This is a genomic window from Micromonospora sp. NPDC048063 (assembly GCF_043202855.1).
Lineage (GTDB): Bacteria > Actinomycetota > Actinomycetes > Mycobacteriales > Micromonosporaceae > Micromonospora.
The window spans coordinates 496,102-521,778 of record NZ_JBIDBG010000003.1; the positions used below are offsets into that span (position 1 = coordinate 496,102).

The 25,677-nt window shown below is 71.3% G+C and carries 15 protein-coding genes; 7 read left to right on the forward strand and 8 right to left on the reverse strand.

What is annotated here, in order from left to right:
* The first annotated feature begins 138 nt into the window (after nucleotides 1-138).
* From ACGFZ2_RS10650 to ACGFZ2_RS10675, 6 genes are all read left to right on the forward strand, one after another.
* Nucleotides 139-1,149 (forward strand): NAD-dependent epimerase/dehydratase family protein, encoded by a 1,011-nt coding sequence (locus ACGFZ2_RS10650; protein WP_393452143.1) that lies wholly within the window; start codon nucleotides 139-141, stop codon nucleotides 1,147-1,149.
* 141 nt (nucleotides 1,150-1,290) lie between these two features.
* Nucleotides 1,291-1,608 (forward strand): hypothetical protein, encoded by a 318-nt coding sequence (locus ACGFZ2_RS10655; protein WP_393452146.1) that lies wholly within the window; start codon nucleotides 1,291-1,293, stop codon nucleotides 1,606-1,608.
* A 111-nt stretch (nucleotides 1,609-1,719) separates the two neighbouring features.
* Entirely contained in the window at nucleotides 1,720-5,433 is a 3,714-nt protein-coding gene (locus ACGFZ2_RS10660; protein WP_393452149.1) for a LamG-like jellyroll fold domain-containing protein, read from the forward strand.
* A 58-nt stretch (nucleotides 5,434-5,491) separates the two neighbouring features.
* Entirely contained in the window at nucleotides 5,492-12,070 is a 6,579-nt protein-coding gene (locus tag ACGFZ2_RS10665) for a putative adhesin (protein WP_393452152.1), read from the forward strand.
* A 107-nt stretch (nucleotides 12,071-12,177) separates the two neighbouring features.
* On the forward strand, nucleotides 12,178-13,002 hold the full coding sequence (locus ACGFZ2_RS10670; protein WP_393452155.1) for a hypothetical protein: 825 nt from the start codon (nucleotides 12,178-12,180) through the stop codon (nucleotides 13,000-13,002).
* Between the two features lie 183 nt (nucleotides 13,003-13,185).
* Nucleotides 13,186-13,332 (forward strand): hypothetical protein, encoded by a 147-nt coding sequence (locus ACGFZ2_RS10675; RefSeq protein ID WP_393452157.1) that lies wholly within the window; start codon nucleotides 13,186-13,188, stop codon nucleotides 13,330-13,332.
* Between the two features lie 417 nt (nucleotides 13,333-13,749).
* On the opposite strand, the gene ACGFZ2_RS10680 is transcribed toward ACGFZ2_RS10675, so the two are convergent.
* From ACGFZ2_RS10680 to ACGFZ2_RS10690, 3 genes are all read right to left on the reverse strand, one after another.
* Complete coding sequence (locus ACGFZ2_RS10680) at nucleotides 13,750-14,853, reverse strand: hypothetical protein (RefSeq protein WP_393452160.1); 1,104 nt, start codon at nucleotides 14,851-14,853, stop codon at nucleotides 13,750-13,752.
* Between the two features lie 142 nt (nucleotides 14,854-14,995).
* Nucleotides 14,996-16,012: a pentapeptide repeat-containing protein gene (locus ACGFZ2_RS10685; RefSeq protein ID WP_393452163.1), complete on the reverse strand. Its 1,017-nt coding sequence runs from the start codon at nucleotides 16,010-16,012 to the stop codon at nucleotides 14,996-14,998.
* Nucleotides 16,013-16,316: 304 nt separating this feature from the next.
* Complete coding sequence (locus ACGFZ2_RS10690; protein WP_393452166.1) at nucleotides 16,317-17,291, reverse strand: Acg family FMN-binding oxidoreductase; 975 nt, start codon at nucleotides 17,289-17,291, stop codon at nucleotides 16,317-16,319.
* A gap of 304 nt (nucleotides 17,292-17,595) precedes the next feature.
* Between ACGFZ2_RS10690 and ACGFZ2_RS10695 the strand changes: the two genes are divergently transcribed.
* A complete protein-coding gene (locus tag ACGFZ2_RS10695) occupies nucleotides 17,596-18,234 on the forward strand; it encodes a response regulator transcription factor (RefSeq protein WP_357464030.1) in 639 nt (212 codons plus the stop codon).
* 99 nt (nucleotides 18,235-18,333) lie between these two features.
* On the opposite strand, the gene ACGFZ2_RS10700 is transcribed toward ACGFZ2_RS10695, so the two are convergent.
* The 5 genes from ACGFZ2_RS10700 to ACGFZ2_RS10720 all read right to left on the reverse strand — a co-directional run bounded on the left by ACGFZ2_RS10700 (nucleotide 18,334) and on the right by ACGFZ2_RS10720 (nucleotide 25,415).
* On the reverse strand, nucleotides 18,334-20,010 hold the full coding sequence (locus ACGFZ2_RS10700; protein ID WP_393265594.1) for a GAF domain-containing protein: 1,677 nt from the start codon (nucleotides 20,008-20,010) through the stop codon (nucleotides 18,334-18,336).
* Between the two features lie 99 nt (nucleotides 20,011-20,109).
* Complete coding sequence (locus ACGFZ2_RS10705) at nucleotides 20,110-21,120, reverse strand: Acg family FMN-binding oxidoreductase (protein ID WP_393452169.1); 1,011 nt, start codon at nucleotides 21,118-21,120, stop codon at nucleotides 20,110-20,112.
* A 68-nt stretch (nucleotides 21,121-21,188) separates the two neighbouring features.
* Nucleotides 21,189-22,061: a universal stress protein gene (locus tag ACGFZ2_RS10710; RefSeq protein WP_393452172.1), complete on the reverse strand. Its 873-nt coding sequence runs from the start codon at nucleotides 22,059-22,061 to the stop codon at nucleotides 21,189-21,191.
* Nucleotides 22,058-24,460 (reverse strand): phosphoketolase, encoded by a 2,403-nt coding sequence (locus ACGFZ2_RS10715; RefSeq protein WP_393452175.1) that lies wholly within the window; start codon nucleotides 24,458-24,460, stop codon nucleotides 22,058-22,060. The genes ACGFZ2_RS10710 and ACGFZ2_RS10715 overlap by 4 nt, the downstream gene beginning before the upstream one ends.
* A gap of 127 nt (nucleotides 24,461-24,587) precedes the next feature.
* A complete protein-coding gene (locus ACGFZ2_RS10720; protein WP_393452178.1) occupies nucleotides 24,588-25,415 on the reverse strand; it encodes a universal stress protein in 828 nt (275 codons plus the stop codon).
* Nucleotides 25,416-25,677 lie beyond the last annotated feature (262 nt).

Here is a 25,677-nt window from a genome sequence, read left to right on the forward strand (position 1 = left end):
TCTCCAGGGGTGGTGCTCCGTCACCCGTGTCTCCCTCCACCCGCGTCGCCCTCGCCCGCCGGATCTTCTGCCCTGGGCAGATCCGCTCACCGTGAACAGGGGGCCGGACGACCGGTCCGAGCCGGCACAGTGGAGCCCATGAGACTGCTGGTGTTGGGTGGGACGGGTTTCGTGGGCGGCGCCACGGTCGCCGAGGGGGTGCGTCGGGGCTGGTCGGTGACGGTGTTCAACCGGGGCCTGCACGGCGCGGCGCCGGAGGGCGTACGCCGGTTGCGGGGTGACCGGACCGCGCCCGGCGGCCTGGCGGCGCTGGCGGACGGCGAGTGGGACCTGGTGGTCGACACCTGGGACGGCGCGCCCCGGGCGGCGCGGGACGCCGCCCGCGCGCTGGTCGACCGCGTCGGCGGCTACGTCTACGTCTCCAGCGGCTCGGTCTACGCGCAGCCGGTCGTCGACGGGGTGGGCGAGGAGGCCCCCGTGGTGGACGCCGAGTCGGACGCCGACGATGGCGACTACGCGCACAACAAGGCCGGCGGCGAGCGGGCCGTGCGGGAGGTGTTCGGTGACCGGGCGCTGCTCGCCCGGGCCGGGCTGATCCTCGGGCCGGGGGAGGACATCGGCCGGCTGCCCTGGTGGCTGGAGCGGATCGCCCGGGGCGGGGAGGTGCTGGCGCCGGGCCCGGTCGACCTGCCGTTGCAGTACGTCGACGTGCGGGACCTGGCGGGCTGGATGTTGGACCGGGGCGCGGAGGGGCTGGGCGGGGCGTTCAACGTGGTGAGCCGCACCGGGCACGCGACCATGGGCGAGCTGCTCGACGCCTGCGTCGCCGTCACCGGTGCCGACGCCCGGCTGCGGTGGACCGACCCGGAGCCGATCCTGGCCGCCGGGGTGGTGCCGTGGAACGACCTGCCGGCCTGGATTCCGGCCGGGCACGAGTACCGCTGGTTGCAGGAGCGCGGCGTCGAGAAGGCGTACGCGGCCGGGCTGACCTGCCGCCCGGTGGCGGAGACGGTCGCGGACACCTGGGCGTGGCTGCGGCAGGTGGGCACGGTCCCGCCGCGGGCGGGCCGGCCACAGCGCGCCCCGGTCGGTCTGGCCCCGGAGCGGGAGGCGGCGCTGTTGTCCGCGACGGGCCCGGCCCGGGCCTGATCCCGCTTCGACACCACCGGCACGACGGCGGCCGTCCACTGTCCTGAGTGGACGGCCGCCGTCGTGCTGCGGGAAAGCGTTCACCGTGGGTGGTTTCCCGGTGCCCGGTGAGCGGCGAAATCTGGTCCGAGGTCACGGACCGTGATCGATATAGACAAGGGTCGGGGGCGCCCCTACAGTTCGGCCGACTGGTTCTCATCTTCCACGGGGGATTGCGATGACTGCTGGCCGCTGGCTGCTGCCTGCGCGCAGGTCGAGAGGTGCCCGTTCCACCTCGGGCAGTGGCAGAGGACGGTCAACGGGACGGTCGAGCACCGGCGGTCCTTCAGCGTCGTCGGCGTCGGCGTCGGCGGGCTCAACGGCCGGGTGGCCGACGCGATGACGACGCCCCGAATGATGAACAGGCTGGAGCCGACCGTCGCGTACGGCACGGGATCCTCCACCGACACCGTGGGCTGAGCACCACCGGTTCCCTTCCACCTCACCAAGTTCCGCTATTTTTCGATCACGCCTTGGAGGCACACGGTGACACGCGTCCCGAATACAGCACGCAAACAACCACCAAAGCCCATGAACCGTACTCGTGCGGCCGTCGCCGCGCTCGTGGCCGGGACGCTCGTCGCCTCGGTCCTGGGGGTGCCGTCGGCGGCCCAGGCCGCTCCGGCGGCGCCGCGGACCGATCCGTCGGTGGCGCCGGATGCGGGGTCGGCGGCGGTGGCGGCGGTGCGGTCGGGTCGGCGGGTGGAGGTGGCGTCGGCTCGGACGGAGTTGACGCAGGTGTTCGCGAATCCGTCGGGTGGTTTCACCGTGGAGTCGGCGGTGGTGCCGCAGCGGGTGAAGCGGTCGGACGGGTCGTGGGCGGATGTGGATCTGTCGTTGCGGCGTGGGTCGGATGGTTGGCGTCCGGTGGCGTCGGTGGCGGATGTGCGGTTCTCCGATGGTGGTGCGGGTGCGGCGGTGACGTTGGTGCGGCGGGGGAAGTCGCTGAGCCTGTCGTGGCCGGGTGGGTTGCCGAAGCCGTCGGTCAGTGGTGATGCGGCGACGTACGGGGAGGTGTTGCCGGGGGTCGACCTGGTGTTGCGGGCGACGCGCAGCGGGTTCACGCATGTGTTCGTGGTGAAGTCGGCGCAGGCGGCGGCCAACCCGAGGCTGCGGGAGTTGCGGTTCGAGCTGGGCGGGGATGCCCGGGTGGTGCGCGGCGCCGACGGGCGGCTGACGGCCATGGCGGGTGCGGAGCAGATCGCTTCCGCCGAACCCGCCGTCATGTGGGACTCGAACGACACCTCGGCGGCCGCCACGGCCCGGTCGGCCGGAGCGGACCGCGCGTCGGCGGCCGACGCCCCGACCGGTGGCGGGCTGCCGTCGCGGTCGTCGGCGGCGGCACCGGGTGACGCGGCGAAGACCGCGCCGGTGGGTGTCGAGGTGGCCGGCCGTGACCTGGTGCTGCGGCCGGACGCGAAGCTGCTCGCCCTGGCGAACGCGACGTTCCCCGTCTACATCGACCCGGCGTGGTCGACCGGCAAGTCCCGGTGGGCGTACGCGACGAGCAACAACAGCAACAACACCGACACGACCGTCGCCCGGGTGGGCAAGGACCCCGAGAGCGGCAGGCTGTACCGGTCCTTCTTCGACTTCCCCCTGACCGCCATGAGGGGCAAGCACATCGAGTCGGCGTACGTGCAGATGAAGCTGGACCACTCCTGGTCCTGCGGAAACACGCCCACGTACATGTACCACTCGGGTGGCATCGCCTCGACGCCACGCACCGGCTGGTCCCCGAAGCTGAACAGCCTCAAGTCGTCGGCCAGCTCGCACGCCAACGAGGGCTCGGGCTGCTCGGACTCGCCGCAGCCGGACATGACGGTCAACTTCACCGGCTCGGCGGTGACCAGCGTCATCCAGTCGCACGCGACCAGCAACGCCACGAACATCACCTTCGGTTTCTGCGCGTGCAGCGCCACCGACGGCTCGGGCGAGTCGACCACCGACCGGTGGAAGAAGTTCTTCCCCAACAACGCCAAGCTGATCGTCGACTACGACAACATCCCGGGCAAGCCCAGCAGCCTCCAGGCAGCCGGCGTGGCCTGCCCCACCAACACCACGCTGGTCATCGGCACCCTGAAGCCGACCTTCTCGGCGATCTTCCCGGACGCCGACAGCACCCAGGCGCTGACCACGGCGTACGAGTGGGTGCAGGTGCCCGCCAACGGGGTCATCGACGCGTCGACGCCGCGCCGGACGCCACCCGCCGGAGCGTCCGTGCCCGCCGGCGGTCGTTCCACCACGGCGGCGGTGACCGTCTCCGAGGCCGTCGCGTACGCGTTTCGCGCCAGGGCCACCGACCCCGCCCCCTACAGCCGCACCAGCGTCTGGTCCGACTGGTGCAAGTTCATGGCCGACACGAAGGTGCCCCCGGTGACCGCGACGCTCACCTCGGCGTCCCCCGTGCCGGGCACCGTGGCGACCTTCGCGGTCCGCTCCACCGACACCACCGTGACGAAGTTCCGGTACGGCTGGGTCAACCCGCCCACCACGGAGATCGCCGCCACGACCGGCACCTGGACCGACCCGTCGACGGGTGCCACCGTCACGGGCAAGCAGGCCAGCGTGTCGTTGATGGTGTCGAAGTACGGCCAGAACACCATCTCCGTCTCCGCCGTCGACGGCGCCGGCAACATCGGCTACGGCTCGCACGAGTTCACCGCCGCCCGACCGACGCCCGCGATCGCCCGCTGGGGGCTGGAGAACTACCCGGGCGTCGACCCGGGACCGATGGCGGACAGCCAGCCGACGCTGGCCGGCGACAACTCCTTCACCGGAGGCAGCGTCTCCTGGACCGGTGACCTCAGGTTGATCCGGGGCGAGACGGCGTCCTTCAACGGCACCTCCTCGGCGTTGACGACCACGACCAAGGTCGTCGACACCACCAAGTCGTTCAGCGTCGCCGGCTGGGTGCGGCTGAACTCGCTGCCCACGACGGACGACACCGTCGTCGCCTCCCAGGAGGCCACCAGCGCGGCCGGGTTCCACCTGGGGACGCGGCTGGTCGGTTCCCCGCTGACGCCGCGCTGGTCGTTTCTGATGAAGGACAGCGACCTGCAGTCCAGCGCGAGCCGGGCGGCGTACAGCAGCACCGCGTTGACCTCCGCGGACGTCGGCCGGTGGACGCACATCGCGGGCGTCTACGACAAGACCGCCGGCAAGGTGCGGCTCTACGTCAACGGCGCCCTCACCGCCGAGGTCGACCGGACCGCGACGCCCTGGAGCGCGAACGGCAAGTTCGTGGTCGGACGTGGCTGGAGCTTCGCGGCACCGGGCAACTGGTTCAAGGGCAACCTGGCCGACGTCCAGGTCTACGACCGGATCCTCGTCGACCACGACTTCACCGGTCAGTCCGCCGAGGACCCGGAGTCGGGCGGCTTCGACGAGCCCGGCATGCTCAGCGCGGTCAAGGTCGGCGACTGGACCTTCTCCGGTGCCCAGCCCTGCTACGAGGAGTTCCTCGACCCGACGCTGTGCAGCGCTCCCGAGGCCGGCCAGTTCGGCCGCCACCTGGCCCTGACCCAGGGCAGCAACGTCGGGGCCGGGCACCGTGACGACGGGCTGCTGCTCGACGCGGTGCACTTCACGGAGGACACGACCGACCCCTACTACGGCCTGGCGACCCGCGAGTACGGCCTCTCCCAGGACAACCTCGGCGAGCCCCAGAACCCTGTCTGGCAGAACGGCCGGGTCCTCCGCACCGACCAGTCCTTCTCCGTCGCGGTCTGGGTGCGCCCGTCGGCGCTCGGCGGTACGCAGACCGCCGTCTCCCAGATGGGCGCGAAGCAGTCCGCCTTCTACCTCGGGCTGCGAGAGCGGGTGGTGAACGGCGTGACGGAGAACCGGTGGTCGTTCAGTGTCTTCGGAGCGGACAACGACCTGAACGGCGACAGCAAGGAACTGCTGATGATGTCCCGGGAGCTGAACGAGGAGGACATTTCCCGGTGGACCCACCTGGTGGGAGTCCACGACGCCTCCCGACGGCAGATCCGCCTCTACGTGAACGGCGTCCTCGAGGCCAACGTCCCCTTCTCGGGCACCTTCACCGGAGCGTTCGACGCCACCGGCCCGCTGGCCGTGGGTGGCGGCCAGTGGACCCCGGCCGGGGGAACACCGGGCATGGTCAACCGGTGGCGCGGTGAGATCGACGACCTCGGTCTCTACCAGGGCGCGTTGACGGACACCGCCGTGAAGATCCTCTTCAACTCCGAGTCCGCCGAGACCGTCGAGCCGGTCGACTGACCAACCGCTCACCCTCTTCCTCTCCATCGATCCCTGCGACCGAGCCTGTGGAGGCACAGTGAAACGCGTCCCGAAACCCCTCCTCCAACCACCGCAAAAGTCAAGAAAACGACCTAACCGGTTCCACGCCGCTGTCGCGGCGGCGCTCACCGGCACCCTCGCCGTCTCCGGCCTGTCGGTCCCCGCGCAGGCGGCGCCCGCCCCGACGAAGCTCACCGGTCAGCGGGAGAAGCTCGACAAGCACGGCGGCACGGCGCAGGGACGGGCGTACCCCGTCAAGGAGGCGGAGAGCGCGAAGCTCGCCGCCCCCGTGTGGCCGGAGCCGGGCAAGGCGTCCGTGACCCTGCCCGACGCCCCGGCCGGCGCGCGGCGGGCCGCCGCTGCTCCGGTCAAGGCGGGAGCACTGCCGGTGTCGGTGAGCCGAGCCCCCGGCGCGGCGGGCGACCGCGCGTCGGCGGTGTCCGTGGAGGTGCTGGACCGGTCGGCGGTGCCGGCGCGCTGGCGCGACGGCCTGCTGCTGCGCGTCGGCGGCGTCAGCGCCGACCAGCCGGCGACCAGGGCGGGCGCGACCGGCACGCCGGACGGGGCCGCAGCCCAGCCGGCCGCCGCCACCGTCTCGGTGGACTACCGCGGCTTCAAGCACGCCTTCGGTGGCAACTGGTCGTCGCGGCTCACGCTCTGGCAGGTGCCGGAGTGCGGGCTGCGCACCCCCGGGAAGGCCGAGTGCGCGGCCACGCCGCTGAAATCCCGCAACGACGGCAGCTCCGTCAGCGCCGAGGTGCCGGTCACGGCGAGCGGCGCGGACGCGCGGAGCGCCGGAACCGCCACGCTGCTGGCGTTGGCGGCCGGCTCCTCCGGGCCGGAGGGCGACTTCTCCGCCACCCCGATGTCGGCCAGCGCGACCTGGTCGGCGGGCACGTCGACGGGCGGCTTCACCTGGTCGTACCCGATGCGGATGCCGCCGGGCATCGGCGGCCCGGCGCCGACCCTGGGCCTGTCCTACACCTCGGACAAGGTCGACGGTCAGTCGGACGCGTCGAACAGCCAGCCTTCCTGGGTCGGTGAGGGATTCGACCTGTGGTCCGGCTACATCGAGCGCAGCTACGTGCCGTGCGCCGACGACATGACCGGCGGCAACAACAGCACCAACCGCACCGGTGACCAGTGCTGGCGGTCCGACAACGCCACCCTGTCGCTCAACGGGCGCGGCGGCGAGCTGATCTACGAGGCCGGCAAGGGTTGGCACACCCGCAGCGAGGACGGCTCGAAGATCGAGAAGCTGACCGGCGCCGGCAACGGCGACGACAACGGTGAGCACTGGAAGGTCACCACGTCCGACGGCGTGCAGTACTTCTTCGGCCTGAACAACCTGCCGGGGCAGGGCAACGCGACGAACTCGGCGTGGACCGTCCCCGTCGCCGGCAACCACACCAACGAGCCGTGCAACGCGTCGTCGTTCGCCTCGTCGTTCTGCAACCAGACGTGGCGGTGGAACCTCGACTACGTCGTCGATCCCCGGGGCAACACGCTGTCGTACTGGTACGACAAGGAGACCAACTACTACGGCAAGAACGCCACGTCGACCAACAAGGCCCTGTACACCCGGGGCGGCGTGCTCAAGCGGATCGACTACGGCACCTGGGACCGCGGTGCCACCGACCGGTCCGTGACCCCGCTTGCGCAGGTCGTCCTGAACAGCGTCGACCGGTGCGCGTCGGACTGCCACATCAAGGACGCGGCGCACTGGAAGGACGTGCCGTGGGACCAGGAGTGCACGGCCGGGGCGGCGGACTGCAAGGAGAACTACGGTCCGACGTTCTGGACCACCAAGCGGCTGTCGACCGTCACCACCCAGGTCTGGGACACCACCAAGACCACCCCGGCCTGGCAGCCCGTCGACTCGTGGACGCTCGGCCACACCTACCCCTCGGTCGGTGACGGCAGCGACCACGCCGGCCTGTGGCTCAGCTCGTTGCAGTACAAGGGCCTCGTCGGCGGCACGGAGGCGATGCCGCCGGTGACGTTCGAGCCGGTGTCGATGCCGAACCGGGTCCTCAGCAAGAACAACACCAGCAACAACCGGATGCGGATCGGCAACATCGTCACCGAGACCGGCGGCAAGATCCAGGTGACGTACAGCCTGCCCGACTGCACCTCCGGCAGCCTGCCGTCGGCGCCGGAGACCAACACCCGGCTCTGCTACCCGGTGGTCGGCCCGGACCCGTACGACTCCAGCAAGGAACTCACCGAGTACTGGCACAAGTACGTCGTGAAGCAGGTGTCCGAGTCGGACATCATGGTCATGGCCAGCGGCTCCGACCGCGGCCAGCCGGTGCAGAACACCTACTACAAGTACCTGGGCACGCCGGCGTGGCACTACGCCGACGACAACGGCCTGGTCAAGCCGAAGCGCAAGACGTGGAACCAGTTCCGCGGCTACGCCCAGGTCGAGGTCCGCAAGGGCGACGCCCCGACGCAGACCCTGACCCGCACCACCTTCCTGCGGGGCATGCACGGCGACCGGCTGACCAAGTCCGGCGGCACCCGCGAGGTCACCGTCGCCGCGTCCCTGGGCACCGAGACGGTGTACGACGAGGACCAGTTCGCCGGCATGGTGCGCGAGCAGGTGCTCTACAACGGCGTCGACACCAAGCCGGTCAGCAAGACCGTCAACGTACCCTGGCGCTCGCCGGCGCTCGCCACCCGCACCATCAACGGCGACGAGGTCACCGCCCGCTGGACCAACACCCGGATCGCCTACAGCGCCGTCGCGCTCGGCGTGGACGGTGTCGCCGGGTGGCGGACCTCGCGCAACGTGTCGACCTTCCACGACACGTACGGCACCATCGAGACCGTCCAAGCCGACGGTGACATCGCCAAGACCGGCGACGAGAAGTGCACCACGTACGAGTACACGCGTAACACCGGTGCGAACATCACGCAGACGGTCAAGCGGCTCACCGTCAAGGTGCTGCCCTGCGCGACCGCGCCGGCCAGCGAGGACGACATCGTCGCCGACGAGCGGAAGTTCTACGACGGCGCCACCAGCATCGACACCGCGCCGACCACCGGCGCGGTGACCCGGGTCGACAAGCTCAAGGACTGGTCGCTCGCCGGGGGCACCGTGTGGCAGACGGTCAGCCAGGCCACCTTCGACGCGTACGGGCGGCCGAAGACCGCCACTGATGTGCGCGGCCGGACGGCGACCACGGAGTACACCCCGGCCACGGGTGGGCCGGTCACCAAGGTGGTCACGAAGACGCCCGACCCGAACGGCAGCACCACCGACTGGACCACCACCATCGAGACCCGGCCCTACTGGGGCCAGCCGATCCGGACCACCGACTACAACGGCCGGGTCGCCGACATGGAGTACGACCCGATGGGCCGGCTCGCCCGGGGCTGGAAGAACGGCTGGGCCAAGGCCGACCACCCGACCAGCCCGTCGGTCGAGTACACCTACCACTACGCGCCGAACAAGGACGCCTACCCGTACACCAAGAGCCGGGTGCTCCACGCCGGCGGCGGCTACCTGACGTCGTACGACATCAAGGACGCTTTCCTTAGGCCGCGCCAGACGCAGAAGGCCGGCGTGGGCGGCGACCGGGTGGTCACCGACACGCTGTACGACGCGACCGGGCGCGCCGTGACGACCTACCAGGCGCACGCCGAGCCGGGCGCGCCGAGCGGGGCGCTCTGGTGGGAGCCGGAGTGGTCGGTGCCGGCGCTGACGAAGATGGTCTACGACGACGCCTCCCGGCCCACCGACGCGGTCTTCTTCGGCACCGACGGCATCACCAACCTGATCGAGAAGTGGCGCACCACCACCCGGTACCTGGGTGACACCACCACCGTGACCCCGCCGCTGGGCGGCACCGTCACCACGACGAAGACCGACATCGAGGGCCGGACCCTTGAGCTGCGGCAGCAGGCCGACCGGACCGGCACCAAGCCGGACCACGTCACCACGTACACGTACAACCGCAAGGGTCAGCTCACGCTGGTCAAGGACACCGGCGGCAACGAGTGGGTGAACACCTACGACGTCAAGGGCCGGCAGATCAGCGGCAAGGACCCGGACAAGGGCACCGTCACCACGACGTACACCGAGTACGACCAGGTGGAGACGACGAAGGACGCCAACGACAACGTGCTGGTCAACCAGTACGACTCGCTGGGCCGGCGGACCGGTCTCTACCAGGGCAGCATCGCCGACGCGAACAAGCTGGCCGAGTGGAAGTACGACAAGCTCTACAGCGGCCAGACCGTCCGCGGTCAGCTCACCCAGAGCATCCGGTACGAGTCGGCGGGCTCCGCCAACGCCTACAAGTGGCAGGCGCGCGGCTTCAACACCCGCTACCAGCCGACCGGCGCGAACTACGTCATCCCGGCCAACGAGGGCACCAGCCTGGCCGGCACGTGGATCTACGCCTACGGCTACTCGCCGTACGACGGCAGCCCGACCGCCATCACGTACCCGGCCGGCGGCGGCCTGACCACCGAGAGCGTCGAGACGAAGTACGACTCCGTCACGGGCCTGCCGACGGAGCTGGCCACCAACCTGATCAATGTCGGCCGCTACGTCATCGGCCAGGACTACACCCAGTACGGTGAGCCGACGCTGACCACCCGCAAGACCGATGGTGGGGTCTACGTCCAGGACACCAGCTACTACGACCTGACCACCCGGCGCGTCGACCGGATGAAGATCAAGCCGGAGACCGCCGCCGGCACTGTGGTCGACACCCGCTACACGCACGACGCGGCGGGCAACATCCTGTCGATCGCGGACACCCCGGAGGTCGGCGCGGCCGACACCCAGTGCTTCCGCTACGACGAGTTGCGGCGGATGACCAACGCGTGGACGCCGAAGTCGGGCATCGACTGCGCCGCGGACCCGAGCGTGCCGAACCTGGGCGGCCCGGCGCCGTACTGGCACGAGTGGACCGTCGACGACGTCGGCAACCGCAGCACCGAGAAGGTGCACACCGCCGCGGGCGACACCACCCGCTCCTACACGACGCCCACCAGCGGCAAGGACGTCGTCCGCCCGCACGCCGTCACCCAGGTCGTCACCCAGGCGCCGGGCCAATCGGCGGTCACCACCAAGTACGCCTACGACGACGCCGGCAACATGACCTGTCGGCCGGTTGGCACCACCGCGAACAGCTGCGACAGCCCAACGAACTCCCAGACGCTGAACTGGAACTCCGAGGGCAAGCTCGCCTCGGTGAGCGCGGGTGGGCAGACCGTCGAAACCAACATCTACGACGCCAACGGTGTTCGGCTCATCCGCCGCGACGCCACCGGCACCACCCTCTACCTGCCCGGCCAGGAGATCCGGCGGGAGAACAGCTCGGTCGTCACCGGCACCCGCTACTACAGCTTCGCCGGAAGGACCGTCGGTAACCGCACGTCCAACGGGCTGACCTGGCTCTACACCGACCACCAGGGCACCCAGCAGACCGCGATCGACGCGGGTACCCAGGCGGTCAGCGTCCGACGGCAGACCCCGTACGGCGATCCGCGCGGCAGCCAGCCGCAGTGGACCAACAACAAGGGCTTCGTCGGCGGCGACAAGGACCCGACCGGTCTGACCAACATCGGGGCCAGACAGTACGACCCCGGGTTGGGACGTTTCATCTCGGTGGACCCGGTCCAGGATCTGAAAGACCCACAGCAGTGGAACGCCTACGCCTACAGCAACAACAACCCGATCACGTTCTCTGACCCGAGCGGCCAGAAGCACTGCTCGGACGACGCATGCAGCGGCGGGGCCGACTACGAGTTGCCCAACGGTGAGGTCGTCGAGACGAAGGGCGACAACGACGGCTGCGGCGGCAGTTGTGGGGATGACGACTGGGCTGCGGCCCGCGCCGCCCACGAGGCCGGTGGCGGCAATGGCGGCGGCAAGGGCGGCGGCAAGGGTGGCGGCCCCACCGACGAGCAGATCAAACGCGCCAAGGAAGTCAAGAAGCAGAACGCCATCGACATCATCGTCAAGGCGGGCGGCCAGCTTCTGCTCGAGTTCTTTGGCATCAACGACATCATGGGCTGCATCGGTGGTGACCTGAAGGCGTGTGCCTGGGCGCTCATCGACATGGTGCCATGGGGCAAGGCCCTCAAGCTGATCAAGAAGATCGACCCGATCGTCGACACTCTCCGCCGGGCCGGTTCTGCCCTGATGACCTGGGCCGAGAACAGGAAATGGGCCGATGACATCCTCACGCGCGCGGAGCAAGCAGCCCGTACCCGCGCCGCCCCCGCGCCGCCCAAGGCGATCATGCCAGGCGGTCGTCCGGACGGTGAAGTGGTGTTCGCCGGGCACGGAAAGCACGACGTTGCGAACGGCAACTTCACTGTCCCGGAGGGAACGGAGATTGCTGTCTACGTGCCGTACTCCAAGAAGCTGTTGGATACGGACGCCTTCCGGGTGGAGAGCGGACGGTCGACGCCTACTGCGGTGAAGATCTATCGATCCGGCGAATCCATGCCGAACTTCACTCTGCTGCCCGCGAGTGGTCTCAGAGTTCGTGAGGCCTCAAAGCGGGTGGACGAGCCCACCCTGCTCAGCGATTTGGTCAAACCTGGTATGGGCACCTGCCACTGGGCGGCCTGTAGTGTGGTGAGGCGGTAGTTTGGCAGCTCGGCCGGCACCTTTCGGTGCCGGCCGAGCCGTTTCCGGTAGTTCCGAACGACCAGGATGGTGTTCGTCCCTTGAATTCACGCAAGAACACTAAGCGGATGCGGCAATGGCTCGAAGACGCATGGGCTCATGTCCGCGTTGCTCGAATTTTGTCCGAAGGGGAGGACGGCCCTCCTTTGCCGGATCGCGATGTGCTCGCCGAAGTCGCGGATTCCACGGCGTTGGAGAAGCTGCGGACATTGACCACGTCAGGTGAGGTGCTGAAAGACATCTGCAGATGTCCTGGTGATCTCACGCTGGCCCTGTACGACGCCGACGACGTTCTCATCGGCTCCGCGTCGGTGCACCCGGGTGCCATCGCCTGGCAACGCGACCGGTTCGGTGTCGATCTCGCCACCTCGAATTCGATCGACCTGGAACTCTTTCTTTCGGAGTTGGGTGTTCAAGGCGGATCGAGGAGCCTGTTGAGTGAGATGATCACCGCCCTGGAATTGGATGAGGGGGACGTCCAGTTCAGGCCGGCCGGCGACGATGCGGCGTTGGTGCGACATCGTGTGCCCGAGGCCCTGCACGATGAGCTGCGCGATCTGTCGGGCGACCAAGCGGCGAATATCGATCAGTCGTCGATCCCACGGATGATCGCCAAGATGACGCAGTCGGAGGCCGATCCGGCCGCGGTGGTGCGCCCGTTGCTCGCCTGGTTGGGCACTGCCACCTGGCCAGCCGAAGCCATCGCGGGTGACGGAGAGCTCGCCCGCCGGCTTCTGGCGGAACTGGGCTCCTCGACGGTGGAGCGCGTTCTTCCCGGACTTTCCGATCCTTCGGAGGTGATGGGGGGCGTGGTATGGGCGACGCATCAGCCCGACGACGCGGCCAGCGTGGTCGCCCTCGGCCCCGCGATCAGGCGTATTCTGTCCCGCTAGATCGTCGAAGGACGGCGACCGGACGGCGGATGCCCGGCCCGATGACGTCGGCGAGCGACGCCGCACCGCCCAGGAGCGCCAGGAGGCGATGGCGGCGCATGTGCGGGGGTCTGGACCGCCGACCGGGCGGAGCGGGTCTATGGGTCGGAGGCTTGGCCAGCGCTGGCGTACAAGCTCGACCAGTTGCAGCGCGCCGGGCACGACGTCCGCGAACTCCTACGGCAGGTGCCCAGCTTCGTCGACCGGGCCCACACCCCCGCCGCGTACGCGTTCCGGGTGGTCGACGACTACGCCGTCAGGCTGCCGGGGAACGAGCTGACGCTGATGTAGACCTCGCCGATGAACGCGGCACGGCCACCATCGAAGGTGAGTGGCGAGAGGTCCAGGGGACCACCGCCACTCCTGGGGTGGCGGAGGTTCGAGCCCAGGGCGAGCATGCCGTAGCCGATCATGCCTCTGCGGGAGAGGCCGAGCATGACGCACGCGCCGCTCAGATCGCGGCGCGTGCGTTTCCGACGTCGACCAAATCCGTCGTTGTCACTACCCCGCCGACCATCTCAGCGGCAGCCAGGCCGGCACAGCACGGTGCGGCGAGATTCGCTACGCCGGCAGCGCCCGACCCAGGCGGCGGGCCGGTAGAGGATGCGCCGCAGTTGCCGAAACATCGCGGGAACATGTCCGGGCGTTGCCGCGTCCGGCCTGCTGGCGGCCTACGGCCGTCATCGGCTGGCACGGCACGGCACGGGGTTAGGTGCCGGACGACTTCCCAACCCGGCCCGGGTTCTCTGCTGTGGACTTTTCACCCGCCGGATCCCCCGTTAGGGCCGCGACCCGTTCCCGTAACTGTGTCGTGAGACCGGTATCCCGAACCAGGACCGCGATGCCGAGACCGATTCCCGCTGCCCCGAAGCCGATGACCGCTACGCCGAACAGGATGTTGCTGTCGGTCAGGATCGCGATGCCGCCGCCGATGAGCGCCACCCCGGTGCCGATGACCGCTACGCCGAGCAGGATGCGGCTGTCGGTCAGGAACGCGATGCCGATGCCGATGAGCGCCACCCCAACGCCGATGCCCGCTACGCCGAGCAGGGTGTCGCCGTCGGTCAGGGCCGCGATGCCGCCGCCGATGAGCGCCACCCCGACGCCGATGACCGCTGAGTCGAGCAGGATGTTGCTGTCGGTCAGGCGCGCGATGCCGATGCCGATGAGCGCCACCCCGGTGCCGATGACCGCTACGCCGAGCAGGATGTTGCTGTCGGTCAGGGCCGCGATGCCGGCGCCGATGAGCGCCACCCCGCCGCCAATGACCGCTACGCCGAGCAGGATGTTGCTGTCGGTCAGGATCGCGATGCCGAGGCCGATGCCCGCCACCCCGCCGCCAATGACCGCTACGCCGAGCAGGATGTTGCTGTCGGTCAGGATCGCGATGCCGGCGCCGATGAGCGCCACCCCGCCGCCGATGACCGCTGCGTTGAGCAGCAGGGTGACGGCGGTGTCGGTGGTGTTGGTGGTGAGGACGGCGGCGATCGTCAGGGCGGCTGCGATCAGGGTGGTGTAGGCGGCCCAGGATGCCGGACCGACGGCGGCGGCGATCGCGGCGAGCAGGGCCAGGGCGAGCAGGGTTCGGGCGGTGTGGCGGACCAGGGGCGCCCGTGGGGGAAGCCGGCGTAGTGAGGCGGCGGCGGACAGGACCGCGCCGGCGGCGGTCGCGGCGGCCACGCCTCGGTAGCCGACGTCGTTGCTCAGGACGTTGATGCCCATGCCGCCGGCCGCGCTGAGCAGCACCACGGACAGTCGGCTCCGCCAGTCCAATCGGGTGCGTGGCGCGTCGGGTTCGCCGTTGGTGGTCACGCTGTCAGCATGACGTGAACGGTCGAGCATGACCGCACCCGACCGCAGGCCCGGTTGCCGAACGAATCCGCGCCCGGATTGTGGCTTTCGCGACGCACCATGATGATCCTTTGGATGTAGCGGGGTGTATCCCCTGTGGAGGTCACTCATCACACGGCGTCGGCCGCGGCACCCCCGCAGGCCATCGCGTGCGGTCATCGGTCTTGGCGCACGCCAGGTTCGCGTCGGTCAGGTCCGCGCCGGTCAGGTCCGCGCCGGTCAAGTTCGCGCCGGTCAAGTTCGCGCCGGTCAGGTCCGCGCCGGTCAGGATCGTGTCGGTCAAGTCCGCGTAGGCCAGGTTCGCGGTCAAGTTCGCGACCACATTCGCGGTTCTCGCGCTGACCCGGCCTTTCAGGTTCGTGCCGTTCAGGAACGCTTGGTTCAGGTTTGCGCGGGTCAGGTTCGCGCGGGTTAGGTCCGCGCCATACAGGAACGCCTGGGTCAGGTCCGCGTCGGTCAGGATCGCGCCGGCCAGCTTCGTGTTGTGCAGAACCGTGCGGGTCAGGTTCGCGTCGTTCAGGTTCGTGCCGGTCAGGCTCGCTTCGATCAGGGTCGCGCCGGCCAGGTCCGTGCCGCCCAGGCTCGCGCCGTTCAGGTTCGCGTAGGCCAGGTTCGCGCGGGCCAGGTTGATGTTGGAGAGGTCGAGACGGCGGATAGGCAGTGCCTCATTTCCGATGGTGCCATCGCGGGTGATATCGCGGCGGCCCAGCACGGTCACGGCGGCCTGGATATCGACCGGTGGGCGAGGAGCTGAAGAAGCCGGAGTGCTGGTCCGCTTGAGTGCGGGGGCGTGAACCCGGATGAACGCGGCGAGGATGTCGACGACGGCAGGCTGGTCCACGGCTGAGTCGCGCATGATGCGCTCCAAGGCGTAGATCGCACCCAGACGCACGTCCACCTTCTCCGCGCCGGGCTGGCCGAGCTGCTCCACCGCCTTGGTGAACCGATCAGTGATCTGCCCCTGAGCGGTGAGACGATGCTGCTCGCGGTTGGCCTCGCTGGTCTCACGGTTGGCCTCATTGGTGATGTACAGGCCGATGGCCACGAACAACACCGACAGGATGCTGCCGATGGCCACCAAACGCTGCCACGGGTCAGGTTTGACGTCGATCGGCCCCACCTCCAGCCGAGCCGCCGCGGGCCGCGGGGAACGTGGCACCCGCAGCCCGTCCGTGTATTGGCCTGCAGCTCTTAAACGCCGCCTCGAAGCGGACACACGTTGACGGTTTCCAGTACCCGGCTGACCACGAAACGACATACGTCCATTGCAGCCGACCGCGACCAATGAGAAGAACCCACAGTCACACCCAGGCATCACCGACCAGACGGGCCCTGCTCGTCGACGAGGCAGCCGGACACCTCTCCAGTTCGACCGTGGCCGCAGGTCCCGCCCCCGCCACAGCCGTAGGGCGGGTGGGGGCTGGTCATGACCGCCTGACCGGCACGTCCAGCACCTCGTCCACAGCCCGGCGCGGGGTGGGCCAGCCCGGCTGGCCGTACCCGATGCGCATCACCATCTGCGGCGTGCCGAACCGCCCCAGCGACAGCCGCAACCGCTCCCGCGCGCTCGGCACCTCGATCGGCTGGGACAGCATCGACACCGCCAGCCCCGAATCCGTCGCGGTCAGCAGCACCCGCTGCAACGCCTGCCCGGCGACGACCTGGTCGACGGCGGTGTTGCCGGGCGAACCGAGCACCACGACCAGCGGCTCCGGCTCGAAGTCCCGCCCCGGTGCCCGGTCCAGGCCGCCGAAGCCCCGAGAGGGCAGCAGGTCCTGCGGCTCGCCCAGTGGGCCGCCGGACGCGACCGGCACCCCGTCGGGGGCGGGGGTCGAGCGCACCCACTCCTGGCGTTCGGCCACGTACGCCGGGTCGCGTTCGAGGACCCGGTGGGCGCTGCGGGCGATCTCGGCGAACGCGTTGACGGCGCTGACCCCGATCAGCAACTCCAGCCAGCAGTGCTCGGCGCGGGCCGCCTCGGCCAGCCGCCAGCGGGCGTCGGCGGGCACCGGGTCGGGCCAGAACGGCGCCCGGTTGCTGAACCGGCGGGGGATCGCCGCGTGCAGGGCCTGCTCGGCGGGGGTGGGGTGGCGCGGCACGTCCGGGACCAGCCGGGCCACCACGTCCGGCTCCGCCGGGTAGGGACGCAGCCGTACGGTCGCCGGGGCGCCGGCCGCGGCGAGGGAGAGCCGCAGGTTGAACAGCGCCGCGCCGCAGGCGATCCGGACGCCCCAGCCGTTCGGGTCGGTGGCCGGCAGGCGCCGGGCCGGGTCGACCAGCACCTCGATGCCGCCGTCGCGCAGCCGGAACCGCCACGGCTGGGTGTTGTGCAGCGACGGTGCCCGTACGGCGTCGGTCGCGGCGGCCCGTAGCTGCTCGACGGTGAAGCCGGTGTCCATGATTGTGCTCCTTCCCGTGGCAGGTCGTGCCGTCCCCGTCCGGTACACCTCCACGGTGCGTCAGCGGGGCGGGGCGCGGGCAGGGCCGGACGTCCCGTCCCGCCGGGCCCGACCGGCCCCGTCCCAGGTCAGGGGCCTTCGGCTGGGCTGGCTCCGTCGCAGGTCAGGGGGCCTTCGGCCCGGCTGGCTCCGCCCACCTGCCCACGGGCATCCCGGCGCAGTGGGGCCGGACGACGGCCTGGACGGGCCGGTTCGGGACCTTCGGCCCGTGCGAAGACCGGTGGGAACGGGGTAGAAACGAGGGATGATCCGCGTGTTCCTGCTCGACGACCACGAGGTCGTCCGTCGTGGCCTGGCCGACCTGCTGCAGAGCAGCGGTGACATCGAGGTGGTGGGCGAGTCCGGCCTGGCCCAGGAGGCTGCCCGCCGCATCCCGGCCCTGCGGCCGGACGTGGCGATCCTCGACGCGCGGCTGCCCGACGGCAACGGCATCGACGTGTGCCGGGACGTCCGGGCCGTGGACTCGTCGATCAAGGGCCTGATCCTCACCTCGTACGAGGACGACGAGGCGCTCTTCGCGGCGATCATGGCCGGCGCCGCCGGCTACGTGCTCAAGCAGATCCGCGGCACCGACCTGGTTGACGCCGTGCGTCGGGTGGCGGCCGGCCAGTCGCTGCTCGACCCGGCGATCACCACCCGCGTGCTGGAGCGCATCCGCAGCGGCGTCGAGCAGCCCCGCGAGCTGAAGTCGCTCACCGAGCAGGAGCGGCGGATCCTGGAGTACGTGGCCGAAGGCCTCACCAACCGGGAGATCGCCGGGAAGATGTTCCTGGCCGAGAAGACGGTGAAGAACTACGTCTCCAGCGTGCTGGCCAAGCTCGGCCTGGAGCGCCGCACCCAGGCCGCCGTCCTCGCCACCCGGCTCCTCGGCAAGGCCCGCTGACCGCCACCGACCGTCGCGTCCGTCGTCCTGCCCCGTCCCGTGGGGCAGCTCGACAGCGTGCGCGAGGAAGCCCGCACGAGCGGGCGCCGGGTCGCGGCGTCAGGCGGGCAGGGGGACGGACCAGTGGAGTTCGGTGCCGCGGGGCTCGGCCCGGCGTACCTCGAACTCGCCACCGTGCCGTTCGGCGCGCTCGCGCAGGTTGACCAGCCCGCCGCGCGCGGCGGCCGGGTCGCAGCCCACCCCGTCGTCGGTGACGGTCAGCGTCACCCTGCCGGCGTCGACGCGCACCGCCACGGTCATCCGGGTGGCCTGGGCGTGGCGTACGGCGTTGGAGAGCGCCTCCCGCAGCACGGCGGTGACGTCGGGACGGACCTCGTCGGGGACGGCGCTGTCGATCGGCCCGGTCAGCTCCAGGTGGGGCCGGTAGCCGAGTGACTCGGCGGCCACCTCGACCGCCTCGCGGATCTCGGTGCGCAGCGCCGCGCTCATCGGGGTACGCAGCTCGAAGATGGTGCGGCGGATGTCCTTGATGGTGGCGTCCAGGTCGTCGACCGCCGCGTTGATCCGCTTGGCCAGCTCCGGCCGGGTGGCCATCGGGGCGGCGCTCTGCAACTGCAGGCCCGTGGCGAAGAGCCGCTGGATGACCACGTCGTGCAGGTCCCGGGCGATCCGCTCGCGGTCCTCCAGGACCACCAGCAGCTCCCGTTCCTCCTGCCCGCGGGCCCGTTCCATGGCCAGCGCGGCCTGCCCCGCGAAGCTGCCCAACAGGGCCATGTCGTCGTCGGTGGCCACGGGCAACCGGTCGGGGCGGTGCGCGATCACCAGCACGCCGTGCAGGGTGTCGGCGGTGGCCAGCGGGGAGACCACCGCCGGCCCGGTGCTCAGCAACGCCGGCCAGGGCGCGGCGTGGGCCAGGTCCGCCACCTGGTCGTGCCGGCCCTCGGCGACGGCGGCGGCGAAGCTCGTCTCGGCCGCGGGCAGCACCGTGCCGACCAGCGCGCCGGCCTGCTCGTCCGCCCCGTCCACCACCTCGACGGTGAACTCCTCGGCGTCGGGGTCGTAGAGCAGGACCAGCGCCACCTCCGCCTCGGCGACCTCGCGGGCGCGCCGCGCCACCAGCTCCAGCGCGTCGGTGCGGCGCACCTCGCCCAGCAGCACGCCGGTGATCTCGGCGGTCGCGGCGAGCCAGCGCTCCCGCCGGTGGGCCAGCGCGTAGAGGCGGGCGTTCTCGATCGCCACGCCGGCCGCCGCGGCGAGCGCGACCACGATCTCCTCGTCATCCTCGGTGAACTCCGCGCCGCCCTGCTTCTCGGCCAGGTAGAGGTTGCCGAAGACGTGGTCGCGGATGCGCACGGGCACGCCGAGGAAGCTGTGCATCGGCGGGTGGTGCGGCGGGAACCCGTAGGACTTCGGGTGCTGGGTGATGTCGGGCATCCGCAGCGGGCGCGGATCGTCGATGAGCAGGCCGAGCACGCCCCGCCCGTGGGGCAGGTCGCCGATCTTCGCGTGCAGCTCCGCGTCGATGCCGTAGGTGATGAAGTCGTGCAGCATCCGGTCCTGGCCGATCACGCCGAGCGCGCCGTAGCGGGCGCCAACCAGCTCGCAGGCCGCCTCCACGATGCGTTGCAGGGTGCTGCGCAGATCCAGGTCGGTGCTGATGCCGACCACCGCGTCGAGCAGGGCCCGCAGCCGCTCCCGGCTGGTCACCACCTCGCCGACCCGGTCCAGCATCTCCTGGAGCAGCTCGTCGAGCCGGATCCGGGACAGCGGGCTCAGCCCCAGGGAGGGGGTCACGTGCGGTTCGTACGGCGGGTTCGGTGCGCTGGCGGCCACCGGGCGATGGTATCTCCCGGTGGCCGTGGCCCAAGGCGCGCGCTACGCGTCCCCGGAGCGGACCGCCGACGTGTCCACCACCTGCCGCACCTCGAGCCGCGGGGTGTGCGGCGGTCCGGCGTGCGCCGGGTCCGCGATCCCCAGCCGCAGCACGAGGTACGGGTAGCCGAGGCCGGCCAGCAGCCCACGCAGCGTCTGCCGGGTGCCCGCCACCTCCACCACGCCGCTCAGCGGCACCACCGACACCCCGAGCCGGGTGGCGGTCAGCCAGGCGGCCGAGAGCGCCTCGCCGGCGCGCAGCCAGCTGTCCGGCTCGTCCTCGTCGCCGTAGAGGAGCCCGTACACGGCGGCCCGGTCGTGCCCCGGACCGACCGGCAGGGTGCCGGGGCGGCCGAAGTCCCGGGCCGGCACGGTGGTCTGCGGCGCCTCCTCGGGCAGCACCTCCGGCGGCAGGCCGGTGCCGGAGCCGCCCCGGCTGGTCCAGTACTCCAACTCTTCGCGCAGCTGCGAGTCCTCCGCCTCGACCGTCGCGGCGTGGCTGGCGACGGCGGCCAGCTCCAGGATGTTGTCGCGGTCGAGGAACTGGAGCTGGCACCCCTCGGCGGCGACCGCCGCCGCGATCCGCCCCAGGGCGTCGGTCGGCACCGGCTCGTCGCTGACCGGGCGCCGGTCCGTGTGCCGGACCTGCATGCACTGCACCAGGCGCATGGCCTCCGGGTCGGCCTCCACGCGGCCCAGCCCGGTCAGCCGGGCGAGCAGATCAGGGGCGTCCGGGTCAGGCATCCGCTCCACCACGGCCGTCCAGCCCTCCGCGGTCAGCGCCACCCGCGCGTGGTGCAGCGCCGCCCCGCAGCTGTACGCCACCAGCCGGCCCTCCGGGTCCGTGGCGGTCAGCCGGGGATCCCGGACCACGCGCAGCTCCAGCGCGTCCGGCAGCACCCGCCACCGCCACGGCTGGCTGTTGTGCACCGACGGCGCGTGCCCGGCCGTCGCGGCGGCCTCCGCGAGGGCGGTGGTCAGGGGGCGGTCCCTGGCCGGCGTTTCGTGGCTCATCGTCTCGACCCTTCCGTTTCTCCCCATCGTGCCCCAGCCCGACGCTGCCCGGACCAGGTCCCCTCCTCTCACCGCTCGCGGACGACCGCCACCGGGCAGTGGGCGTGCTGGATGAGCTGCTGGCTGACCGAGCCGAGCAGCATCCCCTTCAGGCCGCCGCGGCCGCGGGTGCCGACCACCACCAGGGACGCGTTGCGGCTGGCGTCGACCAGCAGGGACGCCGGGCCGCCCGCCGCCACCTGCACCTCGACCGCCACGTCCGGGAAGGTCCGGCTCCAGCGGGCCAGCGGCTCGTCCAGCTCGGCCCGGTCGGCGGCCGCCGCCTCCCGCGCCTCGGGACCCGACGGCGGGCGCTGGCCGGCCCCCGGATGCCAGGCCCGCAGCACGTGCAGCGGCAGCCCCCGGGCGGCCGCCTGCTCGTACGCGAAGCCGAGCGCCACCAGCGAGCACTCCGAGCCGTCCACGCCGACCACCACGGGCCCCGTCCGCCCGCCCGCGGCTGCCTCCTGGCGGACCACCACGACCGGGCAGTGCGCGTGGGCCGTGACCGCCACCGCCGTCGAGCCGATGAGCAGCCCGCCAAAACCGCCGTGCCCCCGCGTGCCCAGCACCAGCAGGCCGGCCCGGCCCGAACGCTCCTGGAGCACCACCGTGGGCGGCCCGTCGAACACCTCGCCGGTGACGGTCAGTTCCGGGTGCGCGGCGACCGCGTCCGCCGCCGCCTTGCGTACCAGCTCCTCGACCTGCCGGCGGGCCGCCTCGTCCGGCCAGATGCCCGGGGCGATGCCGGGGCCGACCCAGCCGGCCACGGTGACCCACTCGAAGACGTACGCCAGCCGGACGGGGCGTCCACTGCGGCCGGCCTCCTCCAGCGCCCACTCCAGCGCGACCGAGGCGTCGGGGGAGCCGTCGTAGCCGACCAGGATCTCGTTGCCGCTCATGCCTCACCTCTCAGACCGGCTTCCGTCTCGCGGACCCAGCGCCATTCCGCCACCCGAGGGTCGTCCTCGCCGTACCGGCGGGTGTGGTCCCGGCAGGACTGGCGCGCGTCGACCATGTCCTGCCGCAGGTGGGCGGCCCGGGCCGCCAGCCCCGGCACCCGGTCGATCACGTCGATGACCAGGTGGAAGCGGTCCAGGTCGTTGAGCATCACCATGTCGAACGGCGTGGTGGTGGTGCCTTCCTCCTTGTAGCCGCGCACGTGCAGGTTGTCGTGGTTTGTCCGACGGTAGGTCAGCCGGTGGATCAGCCACGGGTAGCCGTGGTAGGCGAAGATGACCTGCCTGTCCCGCGTGAAGATCGTGTCGAACTCCTTGTCCGACAGCCCGTGCGGGTGCTCCGTCGGGGGTTGCAGGCGCATCAGGTCGACCACGTTGACCACCCGCACCTTCAGCTCCGGCAGGTGCTTGTGCAACAGGTCGGCGGCGGCCAGCGTCTCCAGCGTCGGCACGTCGCCGGCGCAGGCGAGCACGACGTCCGGCTCCTCGCCGCCGTCGGTGCTGGCCCAGTCCCAGATGCCGATGCCCCGCCGGCAGTGCATGACCGCCTCGTCCATCGACAGCCAGTTCGGTGCGGGCTGCTTGCCGGCCACCACCACGTTGATGTAGTGCCGGCTGCGCAGGCAGTGGTCCATCGTCGAGAGCAGGGTGTTCGCGTCCGGCGGCAGGTAGACCCGTACCACCTCGGCCTTCTTGTTCATCACGTGGTCGATGAAGCCCGGGTCCTGGTGGGAGAAGCCGTTGTGGTCCTGCCGCCACACGTGGCTCGACAGCAGGTAGTTCAGCGACGCCACCGGCGTGCGCCACGGGATGTCCCGGGTGACCTTCAGCCACTTGGCGTGCTGGTTGACCATCGAGTCGACGATGTGGATGAACGCCTCGTAGCTGGTGAAGATGCCGTGCCTGCCGGTGAGCAGGTAGCCCTCCAGCCAACCCTGGCACAGGTGCTCGGAGAGGACCTCCATCACCCGCCCGTCCGGCGAGAGGTGCTCGTCGCCGGGCACCGTCCCGGCCATCCACGCCCGGTCGGTGACCTCGAACGCCGCGCCCAGCCGGTTCGAGGCGACCTCGTCCGGGCCGAAGAGGCGGAACGTCTCCGGGTTGGCGGTGATCACGTCGCGTATCCACGGGCCCAGCGCGCCCGTCGCCCCGGCCACGGTCTCGCCGGGACGCTGCACGTCGACGGCGTAGCCGCGGAAGTCCGGCAGCCTCAGGTCGCGCAGCACCAGCCCGCCGTTGGTGACCGGGTTGGCGCTCATCCGCCGCTCGCCCGTCGGGGGCAGCTCGGCCAGCTCGGCCACCGGCGCGCCGGTCGCGTCGAAGAGTTCCTCCGGACGGTAGCTGCGTAGCCAGCGCTCCAACTCGGCCAGGTGCTTCGGGTTCTTCCGTACCTCCGCCAGGGGCACCTGGTGCGCGCGGTAGGTGCCCTCCACCTGCTTGCCGTCGACGTCCCGCGGCCCGGTCCAGCCCTTCGGCGTACGCAGGACGATCATCGGCCAGCGGGGCCGCTCGACGGTGCCGCCGGAGCGGGCCCGCCGCTGGATGTCGGCGATCTCGTCGAGCGCCCGGTCCAGCGTGGCGGCGAGCGTCTGGTGCACGGTCGCCGGGTCGTCACCGGCCACCACGTACGGCTGGTAGCCGAAGCCGCGCATCATGTCCAGCAGGTCGTCCTCGGGAATCCGGTCCAGCACGGTCGGACCGGCGATCTTGTAGCCGTTGAGGTGCAGGACGGGCAGCACCGCCCCGTCGCGGGCCGGGTTGAGGAACACGTTGGAGAGCCAGCTCCCCGCGAGCGGGCCGGTCTCCGCCTCCCCGTCCCCGATGACGCAGGCGACCAGCAGGTCGGGGTTGTCGAACGCCGCGCCGTAGGCGTGGCTCAGCGCGTACCCCAGCTCGCCGCCCTCGTGGATCGAACCCGGCACCTCCGCCGCCACGTGGCTCGGGACGCCGCCGGGGAAGGAGAACTGGCGGAACAGCCCGGCCATGCCGGCCTCGTCGCGGCCGATGTGGTGGTACCGCTCGCTCCAGGTGCCCTCCAGCCAGGTGTTCGCGACGATCGCCGGGCCGCCGTGGCCGGGACCGGTCACGAACATGGCCCGCAGGTCACGGGCGACGATCACCCGGTTGAGGTGGGCATAGAGCAGGTTCAGCCCGGGGCTGGTGCCCCAGTGGCCGAGCAGCCGCGGCTTGACGTGCTCGGGCGCCAGCGGCTCGCGGAGCAGCGGATTGTCCAGCAGGTAAATCTGCCCGACGGTCAGGTAGTTCGCCGCCCGCCAGTAGGCGTCCAGCCGGCGCAGCTCGTCTTCGGTCAGGGGGCTGTGCAGGTCGAGAGCGGTGTCCATACTGCATGAGCCTCTCGCGGATAGGGGAATCCTGCATCCTCGGAGCGCGGATTCGTCCGGGCCGGTTCCAGCTTCGCCGGTCGGCGCCGATGTGGATCAGGGCCGTTGGTCCCGCGCCGGGCGGGCGTTACGCCCCGTCCACCGGCACCCCCGTCAGCCCGCGCACCACGATCACCGGCGCGGGGGAGTGGTAGAGCAGCGCCTGGCTCACCGCGCCGAGCATGCCCCGCCACGGCTCGTCGCCCCGGGCGGCGACCAGTGCCACCTGCGCCGAGCGGGACTGCTCGACCAGGACAGTGCCGGGGTCGCCGCGGATCGTGTGGCACTCCGCCGGCACCGACGAAAACCGGCGCGCGTACCGCGCCACCAACTCGACGAGCAGGCCGGGGTCCTCCGTGCCGTCCTCCGGCTCGACGACCCGGACGGCCAGCAGTCGCGCCTCCCGCCGGGCCGCGCACTCGAACGCCCACTCCAGCGCTCCCCGGGAACTGGCGGAGCCGTCCACCCCGACCAGCACCGGGCCCTGCGGCGGCGGATCCCGGCGGGCCACCAGCACCGGGCATCCGGCCCGGGCGGCGAGCTGCACCGCCGGCACGTCGGCCGGCACGCAGTCGCCGCAGGCCGCCATGCCGGCGTCTCCGATGGCGAGCAGGAACGCCGACTCCGACCGGCGGACCAGGGTGGCGACGACGGCACCCTCGACGATCTCGCCGCTGACCGGCAGCGCCGGGTCGACCTCGGCGGCGATCTCGGCGGCCCTGGAGATCAGATTCTCGGCCTCGGCGCGCGGCCCCGCGATCGACGGGGCCTCCAGCGCGGCCGTCCAGTTGAACGCGTGCAGCAGGCACAGCGGGTGGCCGTGCGCGGCGGCCTCCTGCGCGGCCAGCCTGACCACCGGCAGGTTGCGCTCCGAGCCGAGCCCGACCAGCACGGCCGCCTCGGTGGCTGCGGCCATCCGGCATCACCTCCGCAGGCGTCGCGCCCGGCCCTGTTGTCGAGGCTAGTACCGGCGGTGGGGCCGCGGGGTGTGATCGGCGGTTGCTCTGCGTCGTGGCTCGCCGGCTTGGTGGCGTTGTGGCTTGCTGTGCGGTCTTGGTGGGGGTGTGGGTTGCGGTGCGTGGTGGTGGGTTGTGGTGCGTGGTGGTGGGGGTGTGGCCCGCCGTGCCCGGCTCCGGGCGGTCAGGCTTGATCCCTGCGCCGGGCACGGCGGGCCACAC